The 5,831-nt window shown below is 47.7% G+C and carries 7 protein-coding genes and 1 pseudogene; 1 reads left to right on the top strand and 7 read right to left on the bottom strand.

The features are described 5' to 3' along the window. Nucleotides 1-233: 233 nt before the first annotated feature. A complete protein-coding gene (locus tag H6F80_RS31020; RefSeq protein ID WP_242067087.1) occupies nucleotides 234-410 on the bottom strand; it encodes a hypothetical protein in 177 nt (58 codons plus the stop codon). Between the two features lie 204 nt (nucleotides 411-614). Here H6F80_RS31020 and H6F80_RS00440 point away from each other — a divergent pair. Further along, nucleotides 615-1,648: pseudogene (locus H6F80_RS00440) on the top strand (IS5 family transposase). A 934-nt stretch (nucleotides 1,649-2,582) separates the two neighbouring features. Here H6F80_RS00440 and H6F80_RS00435 read toward each other — a convergent pair. From H6F80_RS00435 to H6F80_RS29345, 6 genes are all read right to left on the bottom strand, one after another. Further along, a complete protein-coding gene (locus H6F80_RS00435; protein ID WP_518523490.1) occupies nucleotides 2,583-2,819 on the bottom strand; it encodes a response regulator transcription factor in 237 nt (78 codons plus the stop codon). Next, complete coding sequence (locus tag H6F80_RS00430; RefSeq protein WP_190789651.1) at nucleotides 2,816-3,190, bottom strand: nuclear transport factor 2 family protein; 375 nt, start codon at nucleotides 3,188-3,190, stop codon at nucleotides 2,816-2,818. The genes H6F80_RS00435 and H6F80_RS00430 overlap by 4 nt, the downstream gene beginning before the upstream one ends. An 81-nt stretch (nucleotides 3,191-3,271) precedes the next feature. Then, on the bottom strand, nucleotides 3,272-3,718 hold the full coding sequence (locus H6F80_RS00425) for a peptidoglycan-binding domain-containing protein (protein WP_190789650.1): 447 nt from the start codon (nucleotides 3,716-3,718) through the stop codon (nucleotides 3,272-3,274). Nucleotides 3,719-3,828: 110 nt separating this feature from the next. Continuing rightward, a complete protein-coding gene (locus tag H6F80_RS00420; RefSeq protein ID WP_242067086.1) occupies nucleotides 3,829-4,242 on the bottom strand; it encodes a RidA family protein in 414 nt (137 codons plus the stop codon). Between the two features lie 310 nt (nucleotides 4,243-4,552). Then, nucleotides 4,553-5,518, bottom strand: coding sequence for a Kelch repeat-containing protein (locus tag H6F80_RS00415; protein ID WP_518523489.1), 966 nt, complete (start codon nucleotides 5,516-5,518; stop codon nucleotides 4,553-4,555). 94 nt (nucleotides 5,519-5,612) lie between these two features. After that, nucleotides 5,613-5,831, bottom strand: a 219-nt coding sequence (locus H6F80_RS29345; protein WP_242067085.1) for a hypothetical protein, incomplete at its 5' end; no start/stop codon positions are given.

The raw sequence follows: 5,831 nt of genomic DNA, 5'->3' as shown, positions 1-5,831 counted from the left end.
GAACTTCTACCTGACTGCGGCATAGGAAGAACTTGAAAGGTCGCATTGGCTAGCTCTGTTCTTATTTCCCGACAACTCTATTAACTTATTGCCATTTCCTAATGTAAGATTGGCTGAACACCCGTACTGCTCGGCCTGTGAAAATCAACCGCCACGACCAAGCTAAAATCCTCTCGCCACAGGAGATTGCTTGGTTGTTTGATGGCAAAGTGGGGGTGGTTTCAGATCTGAAGCTATTGCGGCTGCTGGCTTGGATTGGAAAAGAGGAAGGAATGGAGGCGAGCGACTTCCTGATCGTTGCGGACATCGTTTTCTAACCAGCGATAGGGGTCAGAGATCGCCTGTCCAAAATGTTCCTCAACGACATCGCCGCGCTTGGTTTCAGGATAGGCAATTGTAGTAGGCATCATGGTTGTGAACTCCGAGTAAGCGGGGGCGAAATGAGTGGTAAAGAGTAGCGCGATCGCGAAAAGGGATGCGCGGCGCATCAATATCTTGATCTTTTGAAATGAGAGTCAAAATCCGAAGAGGTTGAACTCTAGGGAACCTCGAAAAATTGACATCTGATCTCAATATGAGATCATGCAGGAGAGTACCACCTTGCTCCATAGGCTATGGGACAACTCGGTTTTTGGAACCTGGACGAACGCTATCAAAAGCTGCAACAGAAGCAGGACTTGCTGGGGCATCTGAATGAGGTGGTGCCCTGGAAAGAGTTCCGCCCCCGCTTAAATCAGATCCACCAAAAGGATCGTAAAAGCCCCGCTGGACGAAAACCAACCGATGTGGTGATGTTCAAAATGTTGGTGTTGCAGAAGCTGTACAACATCAGTCATGAAGCACTGGAGTATCAGGTGAACGACCGCTTGTCCTTCATGCGTTTTCTAGGCTTTGGGCTGGAAGACAAGGTGCCTGATGCTACGACTGTATGGTTGTTCCGTGAAAACCTGCAAAAGCAGGAACTGCTCGATAAACTGTTTGAGCAATTTGAATCCTACCTTCAGCAACAGGGGTATGCGGCTAAAGGCGGACAGATTGTGGATGCAACTCTCATTCCGATACCAACTCAACGCAATTCATCAAAGGAAAACGAGCAATTAAGCAAGGCAAGCAACCACAAGAGTGGGCAAAAACCCCTCATAAAGCCAGGCAAAAAGATACCGATGCCCGCTGGACGAAAAAGCACAAGAAAAGCCATTTCGGCTACAAAAATCACATCAGCATTGATGTGGAGTATGGCTTTATTCGCGGGTATGCGGTGAGTGATGCCAGCAGCCATGACAGCCAGATGTTAGGAGCGGTCTTGGATGATGACAACGCTGACCCCGATGTATGGGCAGACAGTGCCTACCGTTCAGAGGCGATTGAAGAGGTATTGGAAGGGATGGGATTTGACAGCCATATTCATGAGCGGAACTATCGCAATCGTCCATTAACCGACCGACAGAAAGACGATAACCGAGAACGCTCCAAAATCAGAGCAAAAGTGGAGCATGTCTTTGGCGATTGGACCAGCAGCATGGGAGGTAAACTGCTGCGAACGATTGGCATCAAGCGCGCCAAGATGAATTTAGGGTTGAAGAATTTGGTGTACAACTTCAAGCGGTTCGTGTTTTGGCAGGTGAGATCTGCCCAAACATCCCAGTAAGGGGAGAAAAGTGTCTAAAAATCATCGTGGGAGGGATTCAAGCCGCAGGATTGGAGCTAGGACTGATGGATGCAGCCTTATTGTTACTGCCGTGTCTCGAATGAGACTCAAAATCCACTCTGAAATTCAATTAATCGAGGTGCCTTCTAGTAATTCTTGTCGTGATTTTGCAGTTTTGAACATGTCATTAACTTACATAACCTGATTGCCTGACACATCTTTCAACGTAGGTTGGATTGCGCTGCACTTCACCCAACCTACGGTATATCTGAGCAGTATCCTGTTGTTGTGTCATGAGTTGTTTTCTTTGATTATTTGAAGACATGGGAACACTCCTATTGATCAATTCCTGTTGATTGATGAGTTGCGTCATGAACAGGAATTGAATCACACCAGTACACTCCGCCATTCACTCTCCTTTGTGATTGAAGGTAAGTTTACGTGAACAACTCACGCTTAACAGCAGCCTTCATACCAAGTCACTTCTGGAAGTTCGTCTGATCGCAATCGATTTACAATGCCGTTTTCATCGGTTTCAAACACGATACGGTAGTTGCGATCGCCCACATCAGTTGGTATATAAGTCAGGTAATAACCACCCTGAACATATTCGTGTGGTTACACTTCGATACTTTGTAAAAGTAAACACGGACATTGCACCAACCTCATCGCCCAGTCACATCACTGTTCGATTGCTAAATTTCTGTTTTAGCAATGAGCGGAAGTTTTTCTTCTTGACATGAAATACCACTACTTTGACAGAGGTTAGGGCTTGTTAAAAAATAACTTCACGATGGTGCGTTACGCTGACGCTAACAGCACCCTACGGTTCAATAAAACCGTGAAATTGTTTCTTTACAACGCCTTAGTGTTCCTGGTGGTAAAATTTGCTCTACAACTTCCAGTGCTTCTTCAGAAGTCATCATTGAACCTCCTAAATCAGCCCTTGACGTAAAGCAACTACGGCAGCCTGTACACGATGATCAACTCCAAGTTTGTTGAAGATACCACGTACATAAGTTTTTATAGTGTTGTGACTCAGATATAGATGGGCTGCAATTTCAGAATTACTTTGACCTTCCGCCATGAGTTTCAAAACTTCTAATTCACGAACTGAGAGGTTGTGAGTAGGTGTTAAAGACATTGAGGAGGAATATTTTATTCTTTTCATGAAAACCTCTGACATTTTGCTAGAAAGGTTTTGATGACGAAAGCCCTTAATTCGACAATCTTGCCGTCACGAAAGCGCCAGATGTCACAGTACGAGTAATCAGCTGCCTTCCCGTCTTCGTCTTTCATAGTGATGTTGCCAAGTGCCGTGACAAAATCACCCTCGGCGATTAAGTTGGCGACCCTAAACGTTGGCGGCTCTACGTATGTCGTTGCCATCCATTGGCGAACGGCTTCTTTTCCGTTCAGGGTCTTATCGCCTACAAATGTCCATTCCGTGTCGTCAGCGCAGAACGACAAGAATCCTTCATAATTGCCTTCAGCGATCGCCGCGTTTGCCGCTTCTAAGATTGCTTTATTATTCTCTGACATTTGAACCTCTCCTGTACATACCCGATGAAACACTTGCTCTGATTAAGTTTTAGCTCGTGAGCATTGCCTACTCTACTGACTCTATTGTTTCCAGGGAAGCGGCGATCGATAGGGGTTTTCGCGCATATCTAGGACTTCCCAAGTTGTAGGATTGACTTGCCCTGTGACTGGGATTTCGTACCGTTGCTGTAAATCTCGTATTGCAGAAGCTGTAATCTCACCAAAGATACCATCGACGATCGCACCACTTGGATTGCCTAATCTCACGCCTGCAGCTCCTAAAAAGCCATTGTCAAGAAGAATACGCTGCAACAGTTCCACGTTTCTACCGCGATCGCCTTGGCGCAAGGTGGGTAAGGTTAAATCAGTGTAGGCAGTGGCGATCAGAACGGGTGATGTTTGCTGTGAAGAAATGCTGTGTGCGATCTGCGCTTCGCAGCAGCGCTTCGCTATCGCTGGATGATTGAATAAACCTCCGAGTAACTCTGTAGCGATCGTTAGTACTCCGAAAATGAGTTGAGGTTTCATGATTGTCCTCCTGATGGATCAGTTCTAGTTGGCATCAATTTTGTGTCGCAGTTATTACTCCATCTGCTTGCTCCGATCGGTGTAGAGTAGTGTTGTCGCTGATGCAAAACTCACGAAACAATTGCAGTAACGCGGATTTCAATCCGCATCGTTGGCAGCCCAAGCGCCGCGACTCCTACCTGTGTCCAAATTGGGGCATGGTTGGGCATGTAATGGCGATATAGCCTGACCATCACCTCATTAACTTCTGAGGGTAACCCACCAACATGGTAAGAATTGACATGGACAACATGCTCCCAGCCCGCCCCGGCAGTTGCCAAGGTTCGCTCTATGTTCCGAAACGCTTGAGCGATCTCGTCCGCGAGCGATTCGGGAATTTGCAGATTGTCATCCCAGCCACCTTGACCGGATATCTCCACGTGATCGCCAATTTTTACGGCTTGCGAGTAATGCAAGTTATTCAGCATGTATTCCCCATAACCGGGGGTAACAAAAAACTTGGGCTTATTCATGGTGTTCCTCATGTAATGCGTTTGACTCTATCTCGCGTTGCTGAAACGAGTTTGTTTCGGCATCATCCGATTTAGACCCTAATGTTCAGAATTCACTTGCTGTGTGATCACAATGATTTCTGCAAACACTAAGACAACTAATAGTCTCGAAAACGCTCTTAAAATGGCTTCCATGGTCCAGTCCTGACTTTGAACATTCCAGGTCATCCAAGGCTTGGTTACCCAAGCGCGATCGCGGCTTTTAAGGCAGATTGGGCGTTAGCGATCGCCAGATTACGAGCTTGATTCCCCAACCCTTAGATACGCCCATGCAACTTGTGGCTTAAGGCAGTACCAGCACCTCGTGGATTGCTGTCGCTGCATTTCCGCCTGTTTGGGTTCCACCACCAAACACAAAGATTCGGTTGCCAATTGCTGATGCTCCCAATCCATGTCGTGGAGTTGGCAAGGGCGGCAATGCCTCCCACACGTCGGTTTCCGGGTCGTATACCCAACTTTCGGCAAAAACTTTTTGCTCTGGAACCCATTGTTCGCCGCCAAACACGTAAAGCTTGCCGTTGAGTGCGGTTGCAGCTAGACCTCCTTGGGCTTGAGGCATCGGCGATCGCGTCTCCCAACGGTCAAGCTGTGGATCGTAGACCTCAAGATTTGGCACATTCACCTGCTGCGTCGTGCCATCAGCATTCCTAACAAACTGGCGACCCCCAACCACATAGATCTTGCCATCAATCACAGCCGACGCTGCACTATTTCGCGCTGTTGGAGCATCGGCACGTGCTGACCAACGCCTAGTTGTTGGATCAAATACTTCGTTTCGCACACTGTCGATGTGGTCATTGAACAGCCGAGCATCGTCAGTAGCTCGAACACGCCCACCAATCAGGTATATCTTGTCATCGACTACTGCGGATACGCCCTCTGCACGAGCCTCTGGCAGGTCAGTCCCTTCAGTCCAAGTATTAGAGGCAGGATTGTAGATGAACATGGTTGGCTGCGCCCGCCAATCTGGAAAACCACCTGTGAAACCACCCACACCATAGAGCAAGCCATTGACTGCCGACAGCGTAATGTGGTGTCGGGCTTCAGGAAGCGGTCTCAAGACTGTCCATGTATCGTTGACCGGATCATAAGACTCGAAATGCGCTGAGAACCCGGTGTTTGGGCTGAGTAAACCACCGACCACGTAAATTTTGTTGTTCAACACTGCTGGATAAAGTTCTTGCCGAGCGACCGTTGCAGGTGCAGCTTTAGTCCAAGAGGGCAACTGGCTTTGTGCTTGACTGAGCACGGGCGAACCTAACGCTATGAGTGAAAAGACCAACAGCGACAGGAAAATCAAATACCTAAATTTAAATCTATGCAACATAATGCAGTACTCCATCTCAACCGATCGGACGTGGATTTGGCAGGCGAACCAACCCGCTAAAATTCTTGCCAGGATACCAGGGCGTTTGGAGAAGGTTGTCAAAACCGGGAAGGCTTTCCATGTGTTCCACCATCCGGGTACGCATTGAATCATCAGGTAACGAGCCTCTCAATGCACCCATATTCTCAACAACGTGGTCGGGGTTTGTGGTTGCGGGAATCGCGCAGGTTAGAGC

Source organism: Leptolyngbya sp. FACHB-711, from assembly GCF_014695615.1.
Taxonomy (GTDB): domain Bacteria; phylum Cyanobacteriota; class Cyanobacteriia; order Elainellales; family Elainellaceae; genus Leptolyngbya_A.
This window is presented reverse-complemented; position numbering and strand designations above follow the sequence as displayed.

Excerpts from the sequence above, each read along its gene's own strand:
- H6F80_RS00430 (WP_190789651.1), bottom strand. The coding sequence starts at position 3,190 with ATGTCAGAGAATAATAAAGCAATCTTAGAAGCGGCAAACGCGGCGATC.
- H6F80_RS31020 (WP_242067087.1), bottom strand. The coding sequence starts at position 410 with ATGATGCCTACTACAATTGCCTATCCTGAAACCAAGCGCGGCGATGTC.
- H6F80_RS00420 (WP_242067086.1), bottom strand. The coding sequence starts at position 4,242 with ATGAGGAACACCATGAATAAGCCCAAGTTTTTTGTTACCCCCGGTTAT.
- H6F80_RS00425 (WP_190789650.1), bottom strand. The coding sequence starts at position 3,718 with ATGAAACCTCAACTCATTTTCGGAGTACTAACGATCGCTACAGAGTTA.
- H6F80_RS00435 (WP_518523490.1), bottom strand. The coding sequence starts at position 2,819 with ATGAAAAGAATAAAATATTCCTCCTCAATGTCTTTAACACCTACTCAC.